General features: G+C 37.9%; 20 protein-coding genes. 6 read left to right on the top strand and 14 right to left on the bottom strand.

Annotated elements, in window-relative coordinates:
- Positions 1–13: 13 nt before the first annotated feature.
- Complete coding sequence (locus MHB65_RS14865) at positions 14–1,411, bottom strand: PLP-dependent aminotransferase family protein (protein ID WP_342440882.1); 1,398 nt, start codon at positions 1,409–1,411, stop codon at positions 14–16.
- A 128-nt stretch (positions 1,412–1,539) separates the two neighbouring features.
- Between MHB65_RS14865 and MHB65_RS14870 the strand changes: the two genes are divergently transcribed.
- On the top strand, positions 1,540–2,703 hold the full coding sequence (locus MHB65_RS14870) for a PLP-dependent aminotransferase family protein (RefSeq protein ID WP_205444195.1): 1,164 nt from the start codon (positions 1,540–1,542) through the stop codon (positions 2,701–2,703).
- Between the two features lie 619 nt (positions 2,704–3,322).
- Here the strand turns inward: MHB65_RS14870 and MHB65_RS14875 are convergent.
- Positions 3,323–3,877 (bottom strand): helix-turn-helix domain-containing protein, encoded by a 555-nt coding sequence (locus MHB65_RS14875; RefSeq protein ID WP_342440883.1) that lies wholly within the window; start codon positions 3,875–3,877, stop codon positions 3,323–3,325.
- A 113-nt stretch (positions 3,878–3,990) separates the two neighbouring features.
- Here MHB65_RS14875 and MHB65_RS14880 point away from each other — a divergent pair, with 113 nt between their 5' ends.
- Positions 3,991–4,578: a LysE family transporter gene (locus MHB65_RS14880; protein ID WP_342440884.1), complete on the top strand. Its 588-nt coding sequence runs from the start codon at positions 3,991–3,993 to the stop codon at positions 4,576–4,578.
- 42 nt (positions 4,579–4,620) lie between these two features.
- Here the strand turns inward: MHB65_RS14880 and MHB65_RS14885 are convergent, their stop codons facing one another.
- The 6 genes from MHB65_RS14885 to MHB65_RS14910 all read right to left on the bottom strand — a co-directional run bounded on the left by MHB65_RS14885 (position 4,621) and on the right by MHB65_RS14910 (position 9,128).
- A complete protein-coding gene (locus tag MHB65_RS14885; protein ID WP_255358819.1) occupies positions 4,621–4,743 on the bottom strand; it encodes a hypothetical protein in 123 nt (40 codons plus the stop codon).
- A 370-nt stretch (positions 4,744–5,113) separates the two neighbouring features.
- Entirely contained in the window at positions 5,114–6,109 is a 996-nt protein-coding gene (gene bioB, locus MHB65_RS14890) for a biotin synthase BioB (protein ID WP_205444198.1), read from the bottom strand.
- Positions 6,106–6,699 (bottom strand): biotin transporter BioY, encoded by a 594-nt coding sequence (locus MHB65_RS14895; RefSeq protein ID WP_342440885.1) that lies wholly within the window; start codon positions 6,697–6,699, stop codon positions 6,106–6,108. Before MHB65_RS14895 ends, bioB begins: the two co-directional genes overlap by 4 nt.
- Positions 6,692–8,068 (bottom strand): adenosylmethionine--8-amino-7-oxononanoate transaminase, encoded by a 1,377-nt coding sequence (gene bioA / locus MHB65_RS14900; protein ID WP_342440886.1) that lies wholly within the window; start codon positions 8,066–8,068, stop codon positions 6,692–6,694. The genes MHB65_RS14895 and bioA overlap by 8 nt, the downstream gene beginning before the upstream one ends.
- A complete protein-coding gene (gene bioD / locus MHB65_RS14905; protein WP_342440887.1) occupies positions 8,049–8,753 on the bottom strand; it encodes a dethiobiotin synthase in 705 nt (234 codons plus the stop codon). Before bioD ends, bioA begins: the two co-directional genes overlap by 20 nt.
- A 192-nt stretch (positions 8,754–8,945) precedes the next feature.
- Positions 8,946–9,128 carry a DUF4177 domain-containing protein gene (locus tag MHB65_RS14910; protein ID WP_205444204.1) on the bottom strand — a complete coding sequence of 61 codons (183 nt, stop codon included), beginning with the start codon at positions 9,126–9,128 and terminating at the stop codon, positions 8,946–8,948.
- A 140-nt stretch (positions 9,129–9,268) separates the two neighbouring features.
- Between MHB65_RS14910 and MHB65_RS14915 the strand changes: the two genes are divergently transcribed.
- Both MHB65_RS14915 and MHB65_RS14920 read left to right on the top strand, forming a co-directional pair.
- A complete protein-coding gene (locus MHB65_RS14915) occupies positions 9,269–9,733 on the top strand; it encodes a hypothetical protein (RefSeq protein ID WP_342440888.1) in 465 nt (154 codons plus the stop codon).
- Between the two features lie 180 nt (positions 9,734–9,913).
- Positions 9,914–10,612, top strand: a complete 699-nt coding sequence (locus MHB65_RS14920; protein ID WP_342440889.1) for a response regulator transcription factor — start codon at positions 9,914–9,916, stop codon at positions 10,610–10,612.
- A 25-nt stretch (positions 10,613–10,637) separates the two neighbouring features.
- Here the strand turns inward: MHB65_RS14920 and MHB65_RS14925 are convergent, their stop codons facing one another.
- The 4 genes from MHB65_RS14925 to MHB65_RS14940 all read right to left on the bottom strand — a co-directional run bounded on the left by MHB65_RS14925 (position 10,638) and on the right by MHB65_RS14940 (position 19,885).
- Positions 10,638–15,773 carry an ATP-binding protein gene (locus MHB65_RS14925; RefSeq protein ID WP_342440890.1) on the bottom strand — a complete coding sequence of 1,712 codons (5,136 nt, stop codon included), beginning with the start codon at positions 15,771–15,773 and terminating at the stop codon, positions 10,638–10,640.
- A gap of 22 nt (positions 15,774–15,795) precedes the next feature.
- On the bottom strand, positions 15,796–17,463 hold the full coding sequence (locus MHB65_RS14930) for an HD domain-containing phosphohydrolase (RefSeq protein ID WP_342440891.1): 1,668 nt from the start codon (positions 17,461–17,463) through the stop codon (positions 15,796–15,798).
- A 386-nt stretch (positions 17,464–17,849) separates the two neighbouring features.
- Positions 17,850–18,893, bottom strand: coding sequence for a beta-carotene 15,15'-monooxygenase (locus MHB65_RS14935; RefSeq protein WP_342440892.1), 1,044 nt, complete (start codon positions 18,891–18,893; stop codon positions 17,850–17,852).
- A 98-nt stretch (positions 18,894–18,991) separates the two neighbouring features.
- Positions 18,992–19,885 (bottom strand): helix-turn-helix domain-containing protein, encoded by an 894-nt coding sequence (locus MHB65_RS14940; protein WP_342440893.1) that lies wholly within the window; start codon positions 19,883–19,885, stop codon positions 18,992–18,994.
- A 106-nt stretch (positions 19,886–19,991) separates the two neighbouring features.
- Here MHB65_RS14940 and MHB65_RS14945 point away from each other — a divergent pair, with 106 nt between their 5' ends.
- Entirely contained in the window at positions 19,992–20,909 is a 918-nt protein-coding gene (locus MHB65_RS14945; RefSeq protein WP_342440894.1) for a DMT family transporter, read from the top strand.
- Positions 20,910–21,069: 160 nt separating this feature from the next.
- A complete protein-coding gene (locus MHB65_RS14950) occupies positions 21,070–22,119 on the top strand; it encodes a Cj0069 family protein (protein ID WP_205444213.1) in 1,050 nt (349 codons plus the stop codon).
- Between the two features lie 30 nt (positions 22,120–22,149).
- Here MHB65_RS14950 and MHB65_RS14955 read toward each other — a convergent pair whose 3' ends face one another.
- Entirely contained in the window at positions 22,150–22,782 is a 633-nt protein-coding gene (locus tag MHB65_RS14955; protein WP_205444214.1) for a LysE family transporter, read from the bottom strand.
- Positions 22,783–22,897: 115 nt separating this feature from the next.
- Positions 22,898–23,626 carry a hypothetical protein gene (locus MHB65_RS14960; RefSeq protein ID WP_342440895.1) on the bottom strand — a complete coding sequence of 243 codons (729 nt, stop codon included), beginning with the start codon at positions 23,624–23,626 and terminating at the stop codon, positions 22,898–22,900.
- Positions 23,627–23,648 lie beyond the last annotated feature (22 nt).

Consider the following 23,648-nt stretch of genomic DNA (forward strand, 5'->3'; position numbering starts at 1 on the left):
CCTTTCATCCCCTTTAATCAACAAATGCGTAATCACCATTACTTTCGAGAAGGTCCTTTAAAATCATTAAAGCTTGTTCAAGTTGAGATTCTGGCGCCGCAATGGCTAAACGAACGGCATTGACAGGCTTCGTATTCCCTACAGCAAAGCGTTCTGCCGCATAAACTTGTACACCAACTTTCGAAGCCAACAATTCAAATTGAACACCCGTAAACTTGTCTGGCAATTGTAGCCACCTAAAAATACATTCCTCATCCCCTAAAATGTGATAATCCCCTAAATACTGATCGACAAGCGCATTTTGCTGCTTGGCATATGCTCGGTGCTTTTCTAATATCGTTTGGGCCACTCCTTCATGGATTAACCTTGCTGCAAGCTCCAGCATGATAGGAGAAACGGAAATATTAATATTATAGAGCGTCTCCATTATTTTTTTCCGAAGCGCAGGAGGTGTCACAAGGAAGGATAATCGTAAACCAGGTGAAAGCGTTTTAGATAGGCTAGCAATGTAAATTACCTTATCAGGTGCATAAGAAGCAATCGGAGCAAGCGGCTGCTCCTTGAGAAAGCTATAGATAGCATCTTCAATCACCAGCAAATCCTTCTGTCTTGCCACGTCTGCAATCATTTTTCTTGTTTCCACTGACATCGTATGAGTCGTTGGGTTATGAAAATCAGGGATCACATAAATTCCTTTGATATGCTCATTTTTACAAGCATATAGTAACCCTTCTTTTGTCATTTCACCCTGACATTGCTGGATAGCTACAAGCTGGATACCGAGCATATTTGCAGCTGTTTTAATGCCGGCATAGGTAATCGGATCTGTACCAATGCGGTCGCCTGGCTGAAATAAAGCAGCGAGGGTTCCCACAATGGCATTTTGTCCACCTGCTCCTAGAAGAATAGGCTGATCTGTTTGAAAATTCACCAATTCGAGAAGCTTCATCACGGCTTCATTTTGCCATGCATTGGCCTCAGGTCTGCCATATTGAAATAGCATGCTAAAACTAGGTTCGTTCATCATCTTTTTCATAAAGCGTGTAATGTCTTCATTCACAAAATTATCTGGTAGAACCGAGCCCATTTCAATGATAGGTGTGGCATGGTTAGTTGGTAGTAACATTTTATTGCTAGCCGCATCTGTTGAAACAAATGTACCGCTGCCAATCGAGGCATAGATTAATCCTTTTTGACCACAAAGCTTAAAGGCTCGCGTAATCGTACTCAAATTCACATCTAAAAAATCAGCTAATTCTCGTTGGGGTGGCAATTTTGTGCCAGGTACTAGCTTTCCATCCTTGATATCTTGCTCAAGCTGATGTGCAATGGCTATATATAATGGAGCAGAAATATTGCTAATATCCGGCTTCCAACTCATTGGATACTCGTCAAATGAATTAATAGGCATTCACTAGGCCCTTCTTTCTCTTAATTTGCATACAATAGTTTAATTGTCTTGCATACAATGATAATATTGTATGCACACGATGACAATGATATAATTTTTAAAAAATCAGAAAAAAAGGACCGATTATTATGCAATATTCTGAAAGAATCTTAAAAACACCATCCTCATTTATTCGAAATATTTTGAAAGTAACAGATGCGGAGGACGTTATTTCCTTTGCAGGTGGGCTTCCAAACCCCATCTCTTTCCCTATTGATGCATTGAGAGCATCCGTAGACCATGCCATTACGGTAAATGGCAGCAAACTATTTCAATATTCGTCAACACAGGGTTATGCACCATTGCGTGAATATATTGCCGCGAAATATCAACGTGTGCATGGACTTGATGTACATGCTGATGATGTCTTTATTACAACAGGTTCACAGCAAGCACTTGAACTTATTGGTAAAGTACTTATCAATAAAGGCGATGGCATTATCATCGAAGAGCCAGGTTACCTAGGAGCCATTCAAGCCTTTACTTTAGCGGAGCCAACTTTCCATGGGGTTACACTTGAAAACGATGGTCTTAATCTAGAAGAGTTAGAGCGTGCCCTACAACAACCAAATGTAAAATTCATTTATACAGTGCCAAACTTCCAAAATCCAACAGGGCTCACATATTCGAAAGAAAAGCGTGAACAAATTTATGAAATAGTGGCAAAATACGATGTTGCTTTAATTGAGGATGATCCATATGGAGAGCTACGTTTCCAAGGAGAGCCGCTTCCATATATCGGTGCTGGTAAATTAGAAAATAGTATTTTACTAGGTTCTTTCTCTAAAACGGTCACACCTGGTATGCGTCTTGGCTTTATCATCACGAAAAACAAAGAGCTTTTACAGCATATTGAAACAGCGAAGCAAGCGTCAGATCTTCATACAAATATTTTTTCGCAATATGTCATCTACGATTATTTAGCAAGTAATGATTACGCGGAACATGTAAAGAAAATTATCGCTTTATATAAAAATCAATCAGATGCGATGCTAAATGCGATGCAAGAGTTTTTCCCTGCCCATGTTGAATATACACGACCTGAAGGTGGAATGTTCATATGGGCAACAATGAAGGACGGTACACCAGCCCTTGATCTTTTCCATAAAGCAATGGAACAAAAGGTTGCCTTTGTGCCTGGTGACCCATTCTATACATCAAAAACGAATGTGAATACAATGCGCCTAAACTATACAAATGCTACACCTGAAGTGATCCGCGAGGGGATTAAACGTTTAGCTAGTATTTTATAAAAATAGCAGCCGTATAAACGCTTTATAGAAGCGCTTATACGGCATGTTGTTGAAAAAAGATGATGTCAACGGCAGAAAAAGCAACTTTGCAAGTGAGGGGTTGATTTCCGTTCCGCCAGCGACCTTTCCAGGGGGCGTCCGATGAGCCGCTTCACTCACTTCCGTTCGCTCCAGGGTCTCCTCTGTGACGCTAAATCCCCTAGGAGTGAAGCTGGCTCCTCTCCAATCAACCATGCTGCAAAGTGTCTTTACTTTTTTCATAGTAGCATAGCGATCAAATCGCCCATTATCTGTATTCTTAACGGGGATAAGCTCTTATTTTCAGTGTGGAGAAGTGATGCGTGACAACACCTCTTCATAAAGAGTAGTGAGCACCTTCACTTTATTTGAAAACCTTTGCTAAAAAGTCAGTGGGTTGAAGTGGAAGGCTACTTGACTCCCGTGGGATCGCGAGACAGGCGAAGCCCTGCACGGAGCGGTAGCGGAGGAAGCGATTCGGCGCTCGCCCACAGGAAAGCAAGTAGCCTGCAACGGAAATCCATTTCTATCTTTCAATTGACTGTTTTGTTTTTCAACACTAAGCCGTATAAACGCTTTATAAAAGCGCTTATACGGTTTTTTAACGTGGGTAGTAAATAGACATACTAAGCCGTGTTACTGTACTACCTGAATTGCTATATGTGTGTGGACGGTCTGCCTTAAATCGGATGGCATCCCCACTTGTCAATCGATAATCCTGATCCTGTATACGAATGAGTAATTCTCCCTCGAAAACGGTTAGATATTCCTCCGTTCCTTCTCGATGTGCCTCAGCATCTAACGTCCCATTTTGTTTGATTTCGATTGTATAAATTTCAAAGCGACTATCCTTTTGGAATGGAAAATGAGGGTAAACAATATACCGGCCATGATCCTCCTTCAATACTTGAATATCTTTACTGCGAATAACCTCCGTCTCAGGTTGGGGATGATGAATAAGCTCTGTAAATGAAACCTTTAATCCATTTGCAATTTTCCAAATCGTTGTCAAAGTTGGACTGGATTCTCCCCTTTCAATTTGACCAATCATCGTTTTACTCACGCCACTAAGCTGCGAAACCTTCTCTAAGCTTAACTTTTCCCTTTCTCGAATTGCCTTTAAATTTCTTGCAAAGACTAGATGAATTTCTTCCATCCAAAAGCCCTCCTTGTATGTACAATATAGCGCACATTTCGTATAATAAAATGACCGACGTTATACTGTCTATTTCGGACATTATATCATACAACTTGAAAGAGGTGATTGATTTGCCTGTATTTTCCTTTTTACTATTTATCATCATTACAAGTTTTACACCTGGCCCTAATAATTTTATGGCGATGGTTTTTGCTAAACAATATGGCTTATCGAAAACGATTCCATTCTGTTTAGGCGTAGGGATTGGTTTTTTCATCATTATTGGTCTAAGTAGCTTTTTTAACACGGTCATGTTAAACATCTTGCCTGCCATTAAATTACCCTTAACCATATTTGGTGTAGGCTATATGCTGTACCTGGCTTATAAAATTTTAACAAGCAAAGAATTAGAGGATCACGACAACGAAGAAGAAAAACGAAACCTATTTTTTGTAGGCGCGTTCGTTCAATTTATTAACCCAAAAGGTATTTTATTTGGTCTTACTGTTGTCGCAACTTACATCCTACCCTACTACTCATCCTACATAAGCTATCTCCTTTTCTCTTTATTTTTAGCTCTAGTAGGTGTAATCAGTACATTTAGTTGGGCGTTATGTGGCTCCGTTTTTCAAAAGGTTCTACAGCAATATCGACAACCGTTTAACATCATCATGGCACTTTTATTACTGTACAGTGCTGTTTCGATTGTTGTGCATTAAAAAAACAGCCCTCTGTCGATAGAGGGCTGTTTCTTCAGCAACTTATTTTGTATACGTTAAAACGGCATTTTTCTTGAATTTTGCTAAAGCTTCTGTTGCCTCATTTTTGTTCGTATACTCAAAAATTCGAACATCCTTCTTATCAAAAACTGTAATAACCCACATATGAAAAGCTCCCTTCATTCATTATTTTTGTAATATAACAACCACCAAAATTTATGCTACGTCTCGTCAACTGTTTTATAACAATTCCTTACTTGATACTTATTTTACGCTGATTTTTTCAAAAAGAAAGCTTTATGTGAAGGTCTTCACAAACTGTTCAATTTCAAAACGCTTTCATTGAACAATTTGTGAAAACCTTGATTTTATAGGTATATAAACAGCCAGTGATGCCAGGTCTATCCGTTACTTTTTAATTTTTATCCACTATTTTTCACTGTCTAACCACCACTTTTCAATTTCTATCCACTTACAGCAAAAAACCGTACAAAAGTACGGTTTTGCTGTAGTAGTAGATTTTTATTTCATAAGCTTAACATAATACTTCTTCTTGCTTTTGCGTTAATTCAATCTCGAAACCTAAATCCTCCAACATGCGATAGTCACTATTCGCTTCTTGTCCTGCTGTTGTTAAATAATCGCCTACAAAAATACTATTAGCAGCATAGAGACCAAGTGGCTGAAGCGAGCCTAAATTGATTTCACGACCACCCGAAATACGGATTTCCTTTGTAGGATTGAGGTAGCGGAATAACGCTAAAACCTTTAAACAATAGCGTGGGTTTAAGTCCTTTGTTCCTTCTAGCTTTGTCCCATCAATTGCATTTAAAAAGTTTACAGGAATAGAATCCGCGTCTAATTGATGGAGGGCGCGCGCTATATTGACAACATCCTCCTTCGTTTCCTTCATCCCAATAATGGCACCAGAGCAAGGTGAAATTCCATGCTTTTTCACGATCTCCACCGTATTGACACGATCCTCATATGTATGTGAGGTCGTGATGAAGGAATGATGACGTTCAGATGTATTTAAATTATGATTGTAACGATCCACCCCCGCTTCCTTTAATTGCTGTGCCTGTTCTTCTTTTAATAAGCCAAGACAGGCACAAACCTTCAAGCCATATTTTTCTTTAATTTCAGTAACTGCCTCACTCACGACATTGACATCCTTACGTGTTGGCCCACGACCACTGGCTACAATACAATACGTCCCAATCTTATTGTCAAACGCTCGTTTGGCACCTGCTAAAATTTCCTCTTTTGTAATAAAGGGATATTTTTCAATAGGAGCCGTTGATTTAGAGGATTGGGAGCAATAGCCACAATCCTCCGGGCAATAACCGCTTTTGGCGTTCATAATCATATTCAATTTTACTTTTTTCCCATAATAATGCCGACGAATCGTAAAAGCACCATCCATAAGCTGTAATAGCGCATCATCCTCGCTATTTAATATGGCAAGTGCCTCTTCATTGCTAATGATTTTGCCAGCAATTACTTCTTGAGCTAGTTGGTAATAATTCATATTACATTCTCCCCCTCTACGCGTGAAAATTTCACATTTCTTGCCGACTGAAATACTTTATACAATCGCTCAGCTAATAGCGCTGATGTGATAGCTAAGCAAAAATCAGCGACAATACTACTTAAAAAGCCGACAACAAAAACATGTGACCAGCTTGATTTCATATCTAACCAGAAATTCAATGCTACATATAAATAAGGAACGGCCACAGCATAAATAATGACCAGCCCTATAATCGTTACCGCAATAAAATGCTTTTTCGTTGGTGTCTCTATCCTTTCAATGATGAATCCAATTACATAGGCTGCTATGGCAAAGCCAATCAGATAACCAAATGTTGGCTGTAAGACATACGTGATACCACCACCCTGTGTAAAAACGGGCAACCCTATTAAGCCCACACCGATATAGACAAGTTGACTATAAAAACCATTCCGACTACCCAACAAACATCCTGCTAAAAATACAAAAACAATTTGTAATGTAAAAGGTACGATAGGCAATGGGATTTTAATAAACGCTCCGATCGCTGTTAGAGCAGCAAACATGGCGATCATGACAAGTGCTAATGTCTGATGACGCTTAACCAACCTGAGCCCCCCTGTCCTGGAAAAATTGTTCGATTGTCTCTTTCGTTGTCTGAATCATAAATGACATTTCCTCTTCAGAAATAATATAAGGTGGCATAAAATACAAAACATTGCCGAGCGGTCTGATTAGTAAGCCTTTTGTTAAAGCCCGTTGATAAATTTGATAACCGATACGTTCCTCACTGGCGAACGCTTCCTTTGTCCATTGATTCGCTACAAGTTCAATCGCTCCCACTAAACCAACTTGCCGGTATTCACCCACATAAGGCATATTACGAAAAGCTTCCATGGCTAACGCTCGCATTTGTTGTCCCTTGTGCTGAATCATCTCCATCACTTGTTCCTCTTCAAACATCGTTAACACTTCAAGTGCCACACGACAGGCTAATGTATTGCCTGAATAGCTATGCGAATGTAAAAAAGCCTTCATTGTTCCGTAATCATCATAAAAAGCTTGATAGATTTGCTCCGTTGTTAAGACAACAGATAATGGTAAATAACCACCTGTTAGCCCCTTGGATAAGCACATAAAATCTGGCGTGATGTCCGCTTGTTCACAGGCAAACAATGTACCAGTCCGACCAAAACCTACAGCAATTTCATCTGCAATAAAGTGCACATCATAGTGTGAGCACAATGCTCGTAAGCGCTGTAAATAGACAGGTGGATACATTTTCATACCTGCAGCAGCCTGAATTAATGGTTCGATAATAACTGCTGTAATTTCCTCATGATGAGCTTGCAGCTGTTCCTCGATAAATTGACTACATGGCGCATTACAGCTTGCTGGGTCTTCCTGAAATGGGCAGCGGAAACAATCTGGCCCTTCGGCACGAACCGTATCTAATAACAGAGGCTGGTATACTTCATTGTAAAGGCCTACCCCTCCTACCGATAAAGCACCAATGGTTTCTCCATGATAGGCATCTGTCAGGGCGAGGAAGCGCTTTTTCGCTGGTTTCCCTGTCTGCATATGGTATTGAAAGCTCATTTTCAAAGCCACTTCAATGGCAGATGAGCCATTATCGGCAAAAAAGACTTTATGTAATCCCTTGGGTGCTAGCGCTGTTAATTTTTCAGCTAACTGTATGGCTGGTTCATGTGTAAAATTAGCAAAGATCGTATGCTCTAATGTAAATGCTTGCTCACTTAAAGCTTGGCTAATGCGCGGATTGGCATGGCCAAATAAATTAACCCACCAAGATGATACAGCATCCAAATAACGCTGATCATGCTCATCATAAAGCCATACGCCCTGCCCCTTTTTTATGACGATTGGTGGAAATGCTTCATAGTCCTTCATTTGCGAGCATGGATGCCAAACATGACGTAAATCTCTTACCTGTAAATCAGTTAATGCTTGTTTCATAGTTAAAAAGCCTTTCAAACAGTGTGGTATGTGTCATGGCATAATCCATTAGCTGTGATAGATCCTGTAGCTGTGGAATAATCGCATAGGGCACAGGATGGTACTGTAAAATTGTTTTTATATTATCTTGTTCCATGCTGCTGCCCGTGTCTCCATTAAACACCATGCCAAGAATGTCGATTTGACGAGAGCGCAAAGCCTCCATTGTTAACAATGTGTGATTGATCGTCCCAAGAGAAGTCCTTGTGACAAGCACTACTGACAGCTTGCTACTAACGATGACATCAAGCAATGTCATACCATTTGGAGCAGTAAATGGAACAAAGAGTCCACCCGCTCCCTCACATATCACGACATCATAGGATGCTTGTAATAATTGAATACGCAATAATAGCTCTTTGACATCAATTTGCTGCCCCTCCAGTTGCGCAGCAAAATGTGGTGATGCAGCTTCTCTAAATGAATAGCTATTGAGGTGCTCTTGTTGAAGCTTTTGTAAGGAATACTTTTCATACATGGCTGTATCGTGATAATAGCCACAACCATTTTCGTATAGCTCTCCTGTTTGCACAGGCTTGTATGGTGAAACTTTCAAACCTTGTTTTTGTAAATGACACATCAACATTGTGGTGACAATTGTTTTCCCAACATCCGTATCTGTACCGACAACCCAAAAATGTTGCATTGTTAACCTCCCCCTTTTTAAGTTAACCATTAACACTATTTAAGTTAACACATATATTTTTGTTTTGTAAATGCTATTTCTATATTTTTCTGAATACACTATTTTTCTTAATAAAAACAGCAAATTATGTATTAAAATAAGAAAACACTAAACTCCCACCATTTATGGCAAGAATCTAGCGTTCCTTAATAGTCATTCTATTAATCTCTCAAAAATGATTTCATAGTCTGTTGGTTTTCCATGTCCATTATAGGCAATCGGCAATACTTGCACTAAACGCCAACCTTGCTTAGCGTATTCTTCGATTGTTTGCTGATGTGTAGCTTCCTGAAAAAAGCTACCTAAATGTGTTTGTACAAATTTATATTCATACATTGACTCACCCCCTTGTAAATCTTTACGTAACTACTTAGGCAAGGTTTCAATAATTAGTCAGTTCTCCCTATCGATTATTATGAAGATTTTAAAGGATTTTAAACTTCACTCGTAGTATTAAACTACATGGGGGTGGTAGTATGTTTGGCATTTTTAAAGAACCAGAAAAGATCATCGATACATATGAACAAGTACATTCAATTTTAAAAGCATTACTTACCTATGAACTAAGAGAATTACCGCATCGTTATGAATTTTGGTATCGTGTGGCCATTCTTCAGGAGGAGTTTCGCACATTACAAGCAGAGCATCGAGCAAAAATTTCCATGACTTCTGCGGTAGGACGTTTTCATCAAATACAATATGAAACGATGACACAAAAATTAGCAAAGTTTGAGCGCCTCTCCGATATTTATAAACTATTTTGTATTGAAGAAGAACGAGAGGTATTAAACCATCGGCTCTCTTTTCATCAAGAAGATATTGCTGCTATCTATGATCATATTCAGCATAAAGAGCTTTATACTTACAGTGATACTGTTCAACAGCAATTTTGGGCGGCCATCCGTGATGATCTACTCAATGCTATCGCACACCTCGATTAATTTCTTGGAGACTTCATTTTCTAGTGGGAAATTGAAGTCTTTGTTCATTTATAGCAAACCCACATGATTACTTTGACCTACGGGTGATTGCAGATTTTAAAATCACGCAAGTCCTAAGCCTTCTCTTTCCCATCCTAGACAAAAGTTGGTATATTTAAAAGAGGAAGGTGATTGATAGATATGTCGAACGAGAAAATTTTAATAGTGGAAGATGATATAGATATTATGGAGGTTTTATCGCTTACGCTAGCTAATGCTAACTATAGCGTAGTAAAGGCATCCACTCTATCCAGTGGCTGGCATCTCGCTGTCACGCAACAACCTGATTTAATCTTGTTAGATGTTAATTTACCAGATGGTACAGGCTTCGAGTTAGCCAAAAAAATCCGTGATGTGTCGGATGCCATTATCATTTTTGTGACCGTCAATCATCTAATCGAACAGAAGCTTGAGGGCTTTGAGGTTGGTGCAGATGATTATATGACAAAGCCATTTATTCCAAAAGAATTATTGGCCCGTGTCCAAGCAAATTTAAAAAGAAGAAACCCATCAAAGAAAAGTAACATTGTACATATTGATAATTTGTCCATCCATTTAGATGAGAAAAATGTTTATAAGGATGGACAGCTTGTAAATTTATTTACGAAGGAGAAGCTGCTCCTCTTTTTTCTAATTGAGCACGCAAATCAAGTGATTAGTGTTGATCAACTCATTGATCATGTTTGGGGCTATGATGGTGTCACTGATTTGAAAACCGTATCTGTCCATATAAGTACTCTTCGTCGTAAAATTGAAGATATCCCCTCAAAACCGAAATGGATTCAAACAGTGAGAGGTTTTGGCTACCAATTCGTCTATAAAAAAGAGAGTGGTGAGTAGGAAGAAAACGCTCACCACCCCCTTGTTAATTTTTCACCAATACCTTAACTAGTGGTAATGTAAAGCTAAATATGCTTCCTTCATTTTCAAGACTTTCAACAAAAATCTCGCCATTGTGCTGGTGAACAATTTGTTTACAGATAGCTAAGCCAATGCCGTGTGAATGTGCTTCATGGATGTTAGTTGCTCGATAATAGCTGTCGAAAATAAAGGGAAGATCACTCTCAGCAATACCTATGCCACTATCAGCTATCGAACATATCAAATGCTTGTCCTCTACATGTATGGACAATTGAATGCCACCACTTGATGTATATTTCATTGCATTGGTCATGATATTTTCAATCACTTGATTGATTCGCGTTTTATCAATCAGTAGCTGAGCTTCTTCCTGACCATAAAAGTGCGCACTGTAGGTTAATCCTGATTGTTTCACTTCATCCTCATAACGGGATGCCATTTGCAGAAATAATTCCTTCGCCTGTACCTCTGTAAAAGAAAATTCTGCTCTACCAGCTTCTAGATTCGCTAAATCAAACAAATCTTGTATTAAGCTATTTAATGCTAGTAGCCGTTCTTTACTTCTTATTAAATATTTCTCTCTGGCCACTGCATCTACGATCACACCCTCTAGCATTAATTCTATATACCCTAATGTCGAGGTTAACGGGGAGCGTAATTCATGGGAGATACTATGCAAGAGTTTTTTACGTTCCAGTTCATTTTTTTCTAAACGTTCATTCATTTTTGTCAAATGCCGATTCGTCTCATCTAACTCCTTAGTACGTAACTGAACACGTTTTTCTAAATCTCCATATATTTGCGCATTCTCAAAAGAAACGGCAATTTGAGCAGCGATCACTTTCAATAACTGAACATGAGATGGATGGAAGGCATTCGTCATTAATGTATGCTCAAAATACAATATCGAAATAATTTCATTTTGATGGATAATCGGTAGACAAAGAATAGATTTAGCCGTTGAATAGGAACAATGAGGATGCTGCGTTTTTTGTGCATTGTCGATAATCACATGCTCTTTACTATTAAAAACATAGCGTATAATCGATTGCATATTAGCATTAAAATTCTCCATTCTTTGTTGATCATACATAGTAAATGTTTTTTCCGCAGCTTCCGCCTTTGCTAACACCAATAATTGCTGCTGCTGTTTATGAATAAAATAGCCACTATCTGCTCCTACATGCTTTAACAGAGAAAACAATATTTTATGCAGTAAATCTTCCATACGAATGGCTGTTGCAAAAGATTGCGTCGTCTCAAAAACCGTCATCATATCAAACGTGAGTGATTCTCTACTCTGACTTTCCAGTTGACGATGCACTTGATAATCTCTTGCCCATCTTCTAGCAACTGTTTCGGCTCCCCATGTTTCAATATTTTGAATACCACTTAGTATATAATGTCTTGCCGTTTTCTCTTGCTGTTTTCTGAGATAATAATTTGCCGCTCGCTCATATGCTAGTGCTGTATCCTGGACAAAACCGTTCATTCTTGCTAATTGTATTGCTCGGTCATAATAGAGCTCAGCGTCTTTGTCGTTGTTGTTGAAACGGCAATTCTCCGCCATTAATAAAGCATAGAGGTGCTCATAATTCTCTGAAGAATACATCGCCCATTTCTTAAATTTCTTTAGGCTTTGACGTATGTCAGCTAAAAACAACCTCTGCTCTTGTACCTGACCATTTTGGCGATGCAGAAAATGAAATTGCCACATGGCACGATAAAAATAATAAACTGTGGTGATTGGTAATGTATAGGTTTCCTTACTTAGCTCCTTTAATTCTGTCAGAATCGCTTTCCCTTGCTCTTCATCCCCTAATAAAAATGACATTTGTAAACGTACTGAATAATGCATCATTTTAATAGCAGGCTGATTCTGTATTGTGATGGGATAAGCCCATTGTACAGGATGGTGTGGCGAGCGGAGGATATTCACCCATCTCCCCATTTCGGCTAAAAAGTCAATCGATAAGGTACTTGCATGAACAGAAAATTCCTCTTGTTGTCGTCTAATTTCCTGCTGTAAATCCTCTAGGGAAACACCTTGAATAAGTCGTATAGCGACTACAAAGCAGGATGCTGAGGATACTAAATGATATAAGCCGAGCTCTTGGCTTTTTGCTTGAGCTTCGTTGATGTATTGAATACTGGCTTCATAGGGCTCTGTCCAATGACTGATAAACACCCCATACACATAATAGGTATGTCCCTTGATATACATACTTTCTTGCGTATCTGCAACAATGATGGCAAGTTTTCCAAAGCGAGTGGCTTCTTTTATATTGGCAAAACCCGCATTTAAAAGCAGGGCATAATTAATCAATACCATACCGCTTTTCGATGTAGCACCATACTTCAACTGTAGACGCAGCCCTTTCATCAAAAGAATGCCTGTCAAGTTAGGATTTAATAGGAAAGCACTTGCCGTCATATTAACAATTAAATGAATCAAAATATCAATTTCTTTACTATTCGTTGGGGGATGCTGCAACAAATCTTGGTCAGACATATGTCGCAATGCAAATTTCAACAATAGATACTCTTTTAGAAGCTGTGACTTTTTCGGATATGCGGAAATTTTCACATTTGCAACTTGTAAACCTGCCAAGCCTGCTTCTAGGCCGATAGTTGGATTATCAGACTCGATGTATAATACCGTTTTTAAATTGTTAATCATTAGCTTTTCTAACACAGTCTCCGAATGCTGCAAAGCTTCTGTTAAATGCGTTTCCGATTGTTCATAGTGGCCAGTTATATATTCACATTCACCTAAATTAGCATATAATTTAACGGACTGTTCTCTCCTAGTCCCCCAATGATCAGGCATCAATAGTTCTTTACTGGTTGTAAAAAATTTTAGCGCATTATCAAATAGCCCTATTCTTTTAGCTTCAATACCAAGTTGATAATTCCATATAGCCAACTTTTGCTTTTCTTCCCCAGTCAATAAGTGTCGACTGTAATTGAAATGCATGACGATTTCGCTTAAGCGATCATGATCTGCAACCATTTGAGAGCCCTCTGTTAAAAGCTGGCCAATTTGATAATGCAATTTTGCACGCAATTGACCTGGTAAATCGTGGTAAGCTACTTGTTGAATACGATCGTGGACAAATTGGAATTTCGTCGAAAATGTATGTAAAATCCCTTCATGCTCTAACGTACTCGCCCATTTATAATGGGCATCTAACGGAATAATAAAGCCATTTTCGACAAGCGTTTCCAGGTGTTTTAATAGCGCTTGGGCTGATAAGGACACAAGCTTTAAGACATCTGTAAATTCAAAGCGCTGACCGAAACATGCTACAATTCGTAAAATCTCATGGGCTTCTGTTGTTAAATTAGCCATTCTCGTTTCAATAAAGGCAAGTAGCTCGTTATTTAAGCGGGATAAATTAAATTTCTTACGATTAAACTCCCATTCTTTTGTTGTTGCACTAAAATAAATCGTGTTATCTTGCTGGAGTGAACGAAACGCTTCTTTCACAAATAACGGATTCCCTTTGGTCAAATTAAATAATTGCTTGGCAATGACCTGTATGGTATGAGGCTCTGCATTGAAAGACGCCTCCAACCATTGTTGAACATGTTGTTCCTGAAGCAAGGATAAATGGATTTGATGACCATTAAAAAAATTAGTGGTTCTTTGCTGATTTTCCTCCTCTGTACTGTCCTCATTCACTCGAAATGTACCAATCATCATAAAGTATCCTGCTCGGTGTTGCTCAAAAATTTGAGTCATAATGTCAATCGTACTTTGATTGGCCCAATGCAAATCATCTACAAACCATATAACGGGTTTCTTTTGCATAGCAAATGTTAATAAAATTTTTTGAATCGATATAAACGTATAGGAATGGAGCTGTTTTGTATTTTGGCGAACTTCTTTTTGGAAGCGTACTTCCTCCTTCACAAACCATTTGAGTTCAGGTAATAGATGGATAAGTTCATCTGTCACAACTAATTTAACCTCTTGAAATAATTTTTTCCATAAATGGACAGACTTTTCACCTTCCATATAAATATATTTCAATAAACTCCTTAAAGGATGGATTACAATGGTATAGTCATTTTCTAATTGCAGCTGCTCATACTTAGTTGTAATAAAATAGCCCTTTGCAGCCGCAATTTCACCCTTTAGTTCTTGAACTAACTTGGATTTTCCATATCCTGCTTGTCCTGAAATAGTAACCATCTTTTTGTCACCTTTTGCAATTTGACGAAAAATAGAAAAAAGTTCTGCGAATTGCGATTCTCTCCCATAAAGCTTTGTAGACAGTCCCATATTCAGATGCAAATCCTGTTCACCAAGCAGGAAATCTTCAAGTGGTTCGTTTACTAAAAGTTTCTGTTGGATATGTAGCAAATCCTCTCTCAAACCAATGGCACTTTGATAACGGTCGGCTGGATTTTTAGCCAATAGCTTTTCAATAATTCCCCAAATTAAAGAATGATAATGACTGTCTCTACTCACCAATGCTTCTGGTTTTTTTGTGATGATTTCATAAATCAAATCCACAGCATCCTTTGCTTGAAAAGGTAATTGACCACCCAATATTTCATAAAATATGATCCCCAGTGCATATAAATCAGTCCGATAGTCCACCTCTAAATGAAGTCTGCCCGTTTGCTCTGGTGCATAATAGGGAAGCTGCTCTAGTCGTTCATAGGGATTTTCAATCACAACTGGAGATTCTACATCATATTTTGTACTAAATTCAGAGCTTAGTAGCTTTATTTTTAAAGAATTAGGATTGATTAAGATTTGATTAGGATGTAGGTTTAGGTAGAGTAAATCACTTTGTTGCATTTTCATACAAATATTGACAAGGTCAATGGCAATCTGTAGAAATTGATGCAAAGAAATCAAGTTGTTACTGAATTGCTTTAAGGGGACTCCATTAAAGTTTTCATAGATGATCGCATATTGATCATCTATATAATCCATGGCAATCGGCTTTAATAGCCAAGGATTTTGCTCATTCGAAAACAAGGAAAACTCATATTGCAGTTTGGCTCTTGTCTCTGCTGAATTAGGATGAACACTTTTTACCAGTACCAGATTGTTAAATTTCTTCATATACATTCTCTGTAGATGCCAATCTTGACTAGACAGTAAAAGAATACAATCATTCACACACAATCTCTCCTCTTCTTTGCTAGTTGTTTATCATCTTTGTAACCGCTTTATATTTTTGCAATGCTTTCTTTAGATTCATTTGTTTAACTGATAATCCAGCGAAGCTAAAAACCAGGCTATCTAACTTCTTTGTTGTAATATGATAGAGTTCCAGTTTTCGGTTTGTACCAATCAGTGGGTTATATTCCTCTTCGAATGAACAGATAGCAGACGCTTTACAATAGTCTGCAATTCTCAATAATTCCTCTTTACTTGTTGTAGTGTCTATTATAATAGGACAGATTTCCTTTACATAGAAAACACCTTCTAGTAACAGGAAAGGAATACTTGCTCGCAGATTTTGATCAACTAGAAAGATGGCAGAGGTCTTTGTTTTCGAACCTTTACGTAATTGAAGGATAGCCTTGTTTAATAATCCTCTTAACTTTACTCGTACATTTTCTAACATTACTTGTTCTTTAAGTACATCAAAAATTTGGTATACGGGAATATAAATTTTTGTGATGCATTCGGAAGTTGTATGGAGTTCAATTAGCTTATGATAATATTTCTCCATTAAATGCGCTTCGCCTTTTATTAAATACTCAGAAAATTTTCGGAACAATTGATCTGGTGTTTCCACATAATATGTAATAAGCTTCTCAATCTTAAGTTGAAAATTTACTGGTAAATCAAAAATCGTATTCGTATCTAATCTCCTAACCGTAGGAAGAAGTGGGAACATATTATTGACATGCTCTACTAAAGCATGCGTTCCATCTGACAAAAGGACAATGGACTTTTCTGGATAAATACCAATAAAATCAACAAATTTAGCCAAAAGCTTTTCGTCCAATAAATGCTTTTCTTTATAGATCGTCGCCATTGCTTCGGCAGCACCTATTTCCTGTTTATAGGGACGATTCATCGTGACGGCCGAGTAGATATCAATCAGCTGTAGTAGTAACACTTCCTTTGGAATCTCATTTTCTGCTAATCCTTCTGGATATCCCGAGCCATCAATTCGTTCATGATGTAACTTTGCCAAAAAGGCAATGGATTCAAGTCCAATTTCCTTTAATATATCATAGCCAAACTGTGTATGCTTCTGCATCGTAGCAAATTCTTCTACAGTTAGCTTCTCCTCTTTCGATAAAATTTCATAGGGAATATTTAATTTACCAATATCATGAAATAAAAAGCCTAATGCATAGTGCTTTAAATGGGAAATACCTTCTTTTTTCGCAAATAAGGTAGCGAGTGTAAATACATCAATCGCATGCATAAAGGTATATTCATCATATGTTTTAAGTGTCTGTAGTAGCCTTCGATAGTTTAGATTCTGCATATACGTTTCAAATAAATCACGCACAAATACGATATCATCCATATTTTTTAAAGCATGGCCATATCGTCTTTCTGTGCTCAACTCTGCGAGTGCTTGCAGGAATTTAGGCATTTCAATCCATTCACTACATACTAAAGGATTTTGTTGCTGTTGCTCTGTAATAGACTGTATTTGATTGATCCCTTCGTCTATTGGCACTTCAATATATACATGTTGAACATTGCGGTTTTTTAATAATGTAAGAATACGTGCTGTTAATACACTTCCCTTTTTCATGAGCATACGATTTTCAACATATAAATCTTTCCCTAAAACAAAACCCTCCTGTAAATCAGCAATTTTTGTTGGAACTACCTTCAAAATTAACACTCCTCCTATTTTAGTACAATAAAACTATAAAATTCGAAGGTTAAAATTAGGTTAAATAGTATTCATTACTTTTATAAATACATGAGAAAATATTCATTTTATTATGAAGAACTATGACCTTTGTTAACTAATAAAAGTTGCACGCTATCTGAATTGGATATTTATATTAAAATCTAATAAAAGAACTAAAAGTCCAACTATTTTCACCATGATAATGGTTATATATTTATGGAGAAAGGCAGTCCTAACAATCATCAAACAAAATTAATGTCTCTTTATGTAAATTCTTCTAGTCAATCAATAAAAAATAGCCAACGTTTTGATCATACTTTTTACAAAACATTGGCTATTTATATAGAGGACAATCATAAGTGCTTTCAATGATGTTGGCTCATTGCCATTCCTTGTGCAAGCATTTGTCTAAATTCTTGGGCCTGATCTGCTTTAATGGCTACTTGACTATAGCGTTTCTTTATTCCTAACATAAACGTTACTTCCACAGGCTCTTTCATTTTCAAAATGAAATGTGGATAGGCCTCACCAAAATCACGTGCTATAAAGTCTATCGTATCTTTTGATAACTTCCCCTCTAATTGCTCCCTGTCTTCAATGATTGCGGCAATATGCTCAAAACGGATTTCAGTGCGTTTCATTAATCCAAGCGATAAGTACAATATATCATTTGTTACGTAAACAGGATTTAGACGAATAGCCTGCATATCCGCAAGCAAGAAGATTACTGAATAAATATTAATAATAAGCAACACAATGGAAAGTACCATTGACTTTTCATGTAGCCACCAGTGAATACCAATCGTTTCAATAGCAATCCCATGAATAATCATAAGCTGAAAAGCGATATAGCTCGAATTTTTATGCAATGTTAAACCTTGACGTTCTTGTCTTCTCCAACTCGCGAAACCATAATAAAGCACTAATAAATCCGCACAAATCATCTGAATAACAGGGTGCTTGGGTGCATGTTTTTCTACAGCCTTTGAAAATGAAAAGAGATCTGGCAAAGAGCTTCCACGCACTTCCCCTAGGATTTTTGGCAGGTATCGTACAAGCGTTGCCACTAGAACAATTTCTAATAGAATAATAGACCCTTCAATCGCAAATCCAGCCCATGTCACTGCCACATAAGGCTGAAGATGTTCCATTGGGATGATAAAACGTGCAGCAATACAGCCAGCTGCAGCTAATAGAATGGCCTGCTTTAACGAAAATTTACCTTTATAAAGCATATATAACACGGGTATTACCAAAATAAAGTCAATCAATGACCCCATGACAACACCATTTGTTTCGATGGGTAAAATAGATGTGCCAAACCCAGTGTTATAGAGTGTATAATTACTCGCTAATACCACTAATAATAAGGCGAGCCATATATTTTGCTTACTTTTTAAGACCATCATTCTCTACGCCCCCTCTCAACTATTAATTTTACTTTATGCCAAATGGTTAATCTTGTATATCATTTGAGTATAAAAGATTATCCTTTTTCTATTCACGTTCAATTATTTTTCACACTTAAAAACTTCTTACGATAAACATGTGGTGGGTAGCCAGTGTATTCTTTAAACTTTTCAATATAATAACTGACCGTACTAAAGCCTGTATCCACCGCTATTTCTGTTATAGATAGCTCATCGCCTCTCAATAATTCTATGCTTTTGCGCAATCGATATTGGCGTAAATAGGTAAACGGTGTCATGCCCACTATTTTCTTAAAAAAGCGACTGCATTCAGCGCGACTTATATACACATGGCTAGCTAAATCTTCTAATGCTATTTTCTGCTGATAATGTGCATGTAAAAAATCTAGCATAGCTTTTGCTCGTTCATGCTGCACAATAGTGAAAGAGTCCATCATTTGTTCTGTCAACAAGGATTGGGTCAGCATGGATTCCCAAATGAATAGAAGCTCTCTCCGTACCTTTAGCTCGAAAAATGCGGCTTGCTCTCGCATTAATTCCGCAATCGTCGCTACTTTCTGTGCTAACTCTCCTGTTAGTTTGACAAAAGGTAATCGATTTTTTGTGATATACGGTTGGACATATTTCGTAAAAAAGATACTGCCATCATGTCCCCCCATTACTATTGGATCCACATTTACACAATAAACCACAGCTTGTTCCATTTGATAAGGTTTTGCTTCATGTAATCCTGAAGCATTGATAAAGAGCCCCTCGCCTTGCTTCAATACAAAAACGTCCGTCCCTACTCGATACTGTGCACATCCATTTTTTATAAAAACAAATTGTATTTCTTTATGCCAATGGAGAGGTAGAAAATCCATACTTTCTAATCGCATAACCGTTTCATACAAGGCAACTGGAAATTCCTTTGTTCCATGCAAGGTTAATTCCTGTAAATCCTTTGCTACTTTGATATGTGTTAAAGGCATCTATATCACCTCAATATATTGATATTTTTTTAGATTAAATCGATATTTATTTGCATTTAATCACTTTATACTCATCTTATATTGATAGTTTGGGAGGTGTAAACAGATGAATCAACTAATCCAAAATAAACGTACTCTTGGCTTGCTACTAGTTATTCTCGGAGCAAGCTTCTGGGGAATTGGAGGGACTGTTGCCCAAAGGCTGTTTCAACAGGACCATATAGAAGTCGGCTGGCTTGTTTCTAGTCGTTTACTTTTAGCCGGTCTATTACTGATAGCTATTTATAAAATGACCCATCGTCATGAATCCATTTTCGTCATGTGGCACACGAAGCAACATGCATTTAGACAAATTCTATTTAGCTTACTCGGCATGCTTGCTGTCCAATATACATATATGATGTCAATCGCCATTGGTAATTCAGCTGTAGCCACATTATTGCAATATTTAGCACCGCTATTTATCATGGCTTATTACTTTGTAACGAAGCAAAGTCCATTGACAAAACAGGATGCTCTTGCTGTGTCACTGACACTTGTGGGGACCTTTTTATTATTAACAAACGGCTCCTTTTCGACATTGTCCGTTCCTTTTATGGCTGTGTTGTGGGGTACCTTATCTGGACTTTCTGTTGCATTTTACACCATTTATGCCGTCCCACTTTTACAGCAATTCCATTCATTACTAGTTGTCGGCTGGTCGATGATTATCGGTGGTTTGGTGATGAGTATTTTCCACCCACCCTGGGCTATTGATCTATCAGGTTGGACATTTTCTACCGTTGCTTATTTTCTCTTTATCATTATTTTTGGTACAATGCTCGCTTTTTGGTTTTATATTGCGAGTTTGCACTATCTTTCACCAAAGGAGTCAAGCTTATTAGGTAGTCTTGAGCCATTAATGGCTGTCATCACAAGTGTATGGTGGTTAAAAATTGCCTTTGGCGGCTATCAGTTTATAGGGACTTTACTAATTCTTCTCATGATTTTATATCTCACAGTATTTCAGAAGAAACAGTATTGAATACAGAAAGTTTAGATTATTATAAATATTAATAGTTAATACCTCCTAGAGTCGATATAGTAATATATGAATTTATACATAAAATTTACATATTTCATATATCTTTTCTCCTTATTTATCTACTATACTGAACCTAACAACAGATAAAAGGAGGTATTTTATGGATAAAAAAGTTATTTTTTTCGAGGTTGAAGGTGGCACAGATAAAGGGCCAAATGGCTATCGTCCAGATACCATGCCAATGGTGGAAGCGCTAAAACAACGTGGGCAAGATGCTGAGGTACTATTCTTTGATATCACAAAAAAGCAACAAATCTTTAACTATGTGAAGGAACATGGTGTTGCCTATGTATCTCGTATAAATCCAGGGAACTTACAGCATGAGGAAGAGTATTTTGCCATGCTACGTGAGCTATGCCAAGCTGGCGTTATAGGGATGCCACATCCAGATGCAATGATTAGCTACGGCTCAAAAGATGTGTTATCAAAGCTTACGACAACAAATTTAGTACCTGATGATACATTTGCCTACTACACAATCGAAGCATTCAAAACACAATTCCCTACTTCCTTAGCACTGACAGAGCGCGTTTTGAAGCAAAATCGTGGTTCAACTGGTGAAGGCATTTGGCGTGTAAAATTGGTGGAACCACTAGCTGAGGGTATCACAGAAGTGCCACTTGATGCACAAATCAAATGTACAGAAGCAAAAGATAATCATGTAGAATTTTGGCAGCTTGGCGACTTTATGACATATTGTGAGCAGTATATTACGGGGACGAATGGTATGTTAATCGATATGCGCTTTCTTCCAAGGATTACAGAAGGCGAAATCCGCTTATTCATGTTGCGCGATCATCCCGTACACGTCGTACATAAAAAACCAGCCGCTACCGAGGATGCCTTTAGCGCAACGCTATTCTCTGGCGCTCAATACCGCTATGACAAGCCTGAAGACTGGCAAGAGCTGGTGCAAAACTTTTTAACGCAGCTCCCTCAAGTAACAAACTTACTAGGCAATTATGATTTACCGTTAATCTGGACAGCTGATTTTATGCTAGATACCAATGAAGCTGGAGAAGATTGCTATATTTTAGGTGAAATGAATTGTTCTTGTGTGGGCTTCACTTCAGAACTGTCGTTAGCCCATGAAGTAGCAGAAGAAATTTTAGCTTGTATCAAGGAGCAAACAGAGGCCATTGCACCATAAAAAAAGTGCGATCTTTAGGGATCGCACTTTTCATATATAAATCTTAATTCCTTGTATAAATTCATATATAAAATAACAAGCAAAACCAATCAATAAGAATCCTGCGACAATTGTAAATGTCCTAATCATCTTACGATTCATAGCTTTACGGGTAACCGAAACAATGGTCAGCAAACCGATATCGTGGAGTAAGATTCCACTTAAAACACCAGCTGCAATAATTAAAAAGTTCGTTGGCTGCCCTTGTCCATAAGATTTTGCTAGCACCACACCAAATACATTGACCCAAAAAACGAGATTCCCAGGCGAAATAGCCACCAGTAAGCCGTTAAAATAAGAGGCAAAAAACGATTTGGTTACTTTTTCTCCTGCCAATGTAATATCATGGTCAGCGTTCTTGATAGAATCATAGCCTAACAAGAATAAAAAGCCCGCTCCAATAATCCACATAGGTAGTTGAATCAAAGGCATAGCCAAGATAGAGGCTAGTCCCATATACAAAGCAAAAACCAATACAATATCAATGGTCATGCCACCAAGCCCTACAGCCCAGCCGTGCATAAAACCATTTTTGAGTCCTTGCTTTGTCATTTCTACTGTAATAGCTCCTACAGGCATGGCAATGGCAAGTCCTACCAATACATACGCTACATATAAACTCAAAAAAACACTTCTTTCATGTCATCGATAAGCTTCATACGTCCGTTTATGGTTTCACTATAGCATAATTATACTCAAAAGGAAATAATTATTAATATTTTATACGACTTTTTAACTGTTATAGCATTTGCTTTTTCCATTGTGCTAACACATCGTTCGACTTTGCCAAATCCATTTTCAGTGTAACTTGCTTGGCTGTACAACGTTTTTTAGCTTTTTCCCATGCTTCTTCCAAGGCAGGTAAATAGCTTAAATTTTTTGTCGCTGCTACGAGCTGGAAAAAAATATTCCCTTGTATATAGTGCCAACGAGGATTCATCCCATCCAATAGTATAGCGTCTTCAATCAGTCGTAAAGCCAAATAAGGGCTACCTTCGTGACGATTCAAAAACTGTGCAAAAGCTCCCCAATACAATGCCTTATTGGGCTGTAATTTGATTGCCTCCGCATATTGCACAGATGCCTTGTCCTGTTCCTTAGCGAGGACATAGTATTCCGCCATTGTATAAAAGGCGTTAGCTTGCGCTTCTATAGACCCTGCTAATAATTCATCGATCACTTTGCCAAATTGCTCATCATCCTGACTACCTATATAAGCTGCGAGAACATCTCGTTCTGGATACGAGCCATCTGTACGTTCCACACTTTGCTTCACCTTATCATCAGTAGGCTGAGGCATGTTTGCATACCCATTTGCCTCTAGCATTGCCACATGCTGCTGGATGATTTGATTGGCCTCTTCTTCGACAGCTGCATGATTGCCCAATATTTCTTTAGCTAGTTGATAACTTTCCTTTACTTGACCACTCAAAAACAAGTCATTGATTTGTTGAACTTGTTCGTTCATTTGTTTTACCACCATTAAAATC

The organism is Lysinibacillus sp. FSL K6-0075 (assembly GCF_038592945.1).
GTDB lineage: Bacteria > Bacillota > Bacilli > Bacillales_A > Planococcaceae > Lysinibacillus > Lysinibacillus fusiformis_F.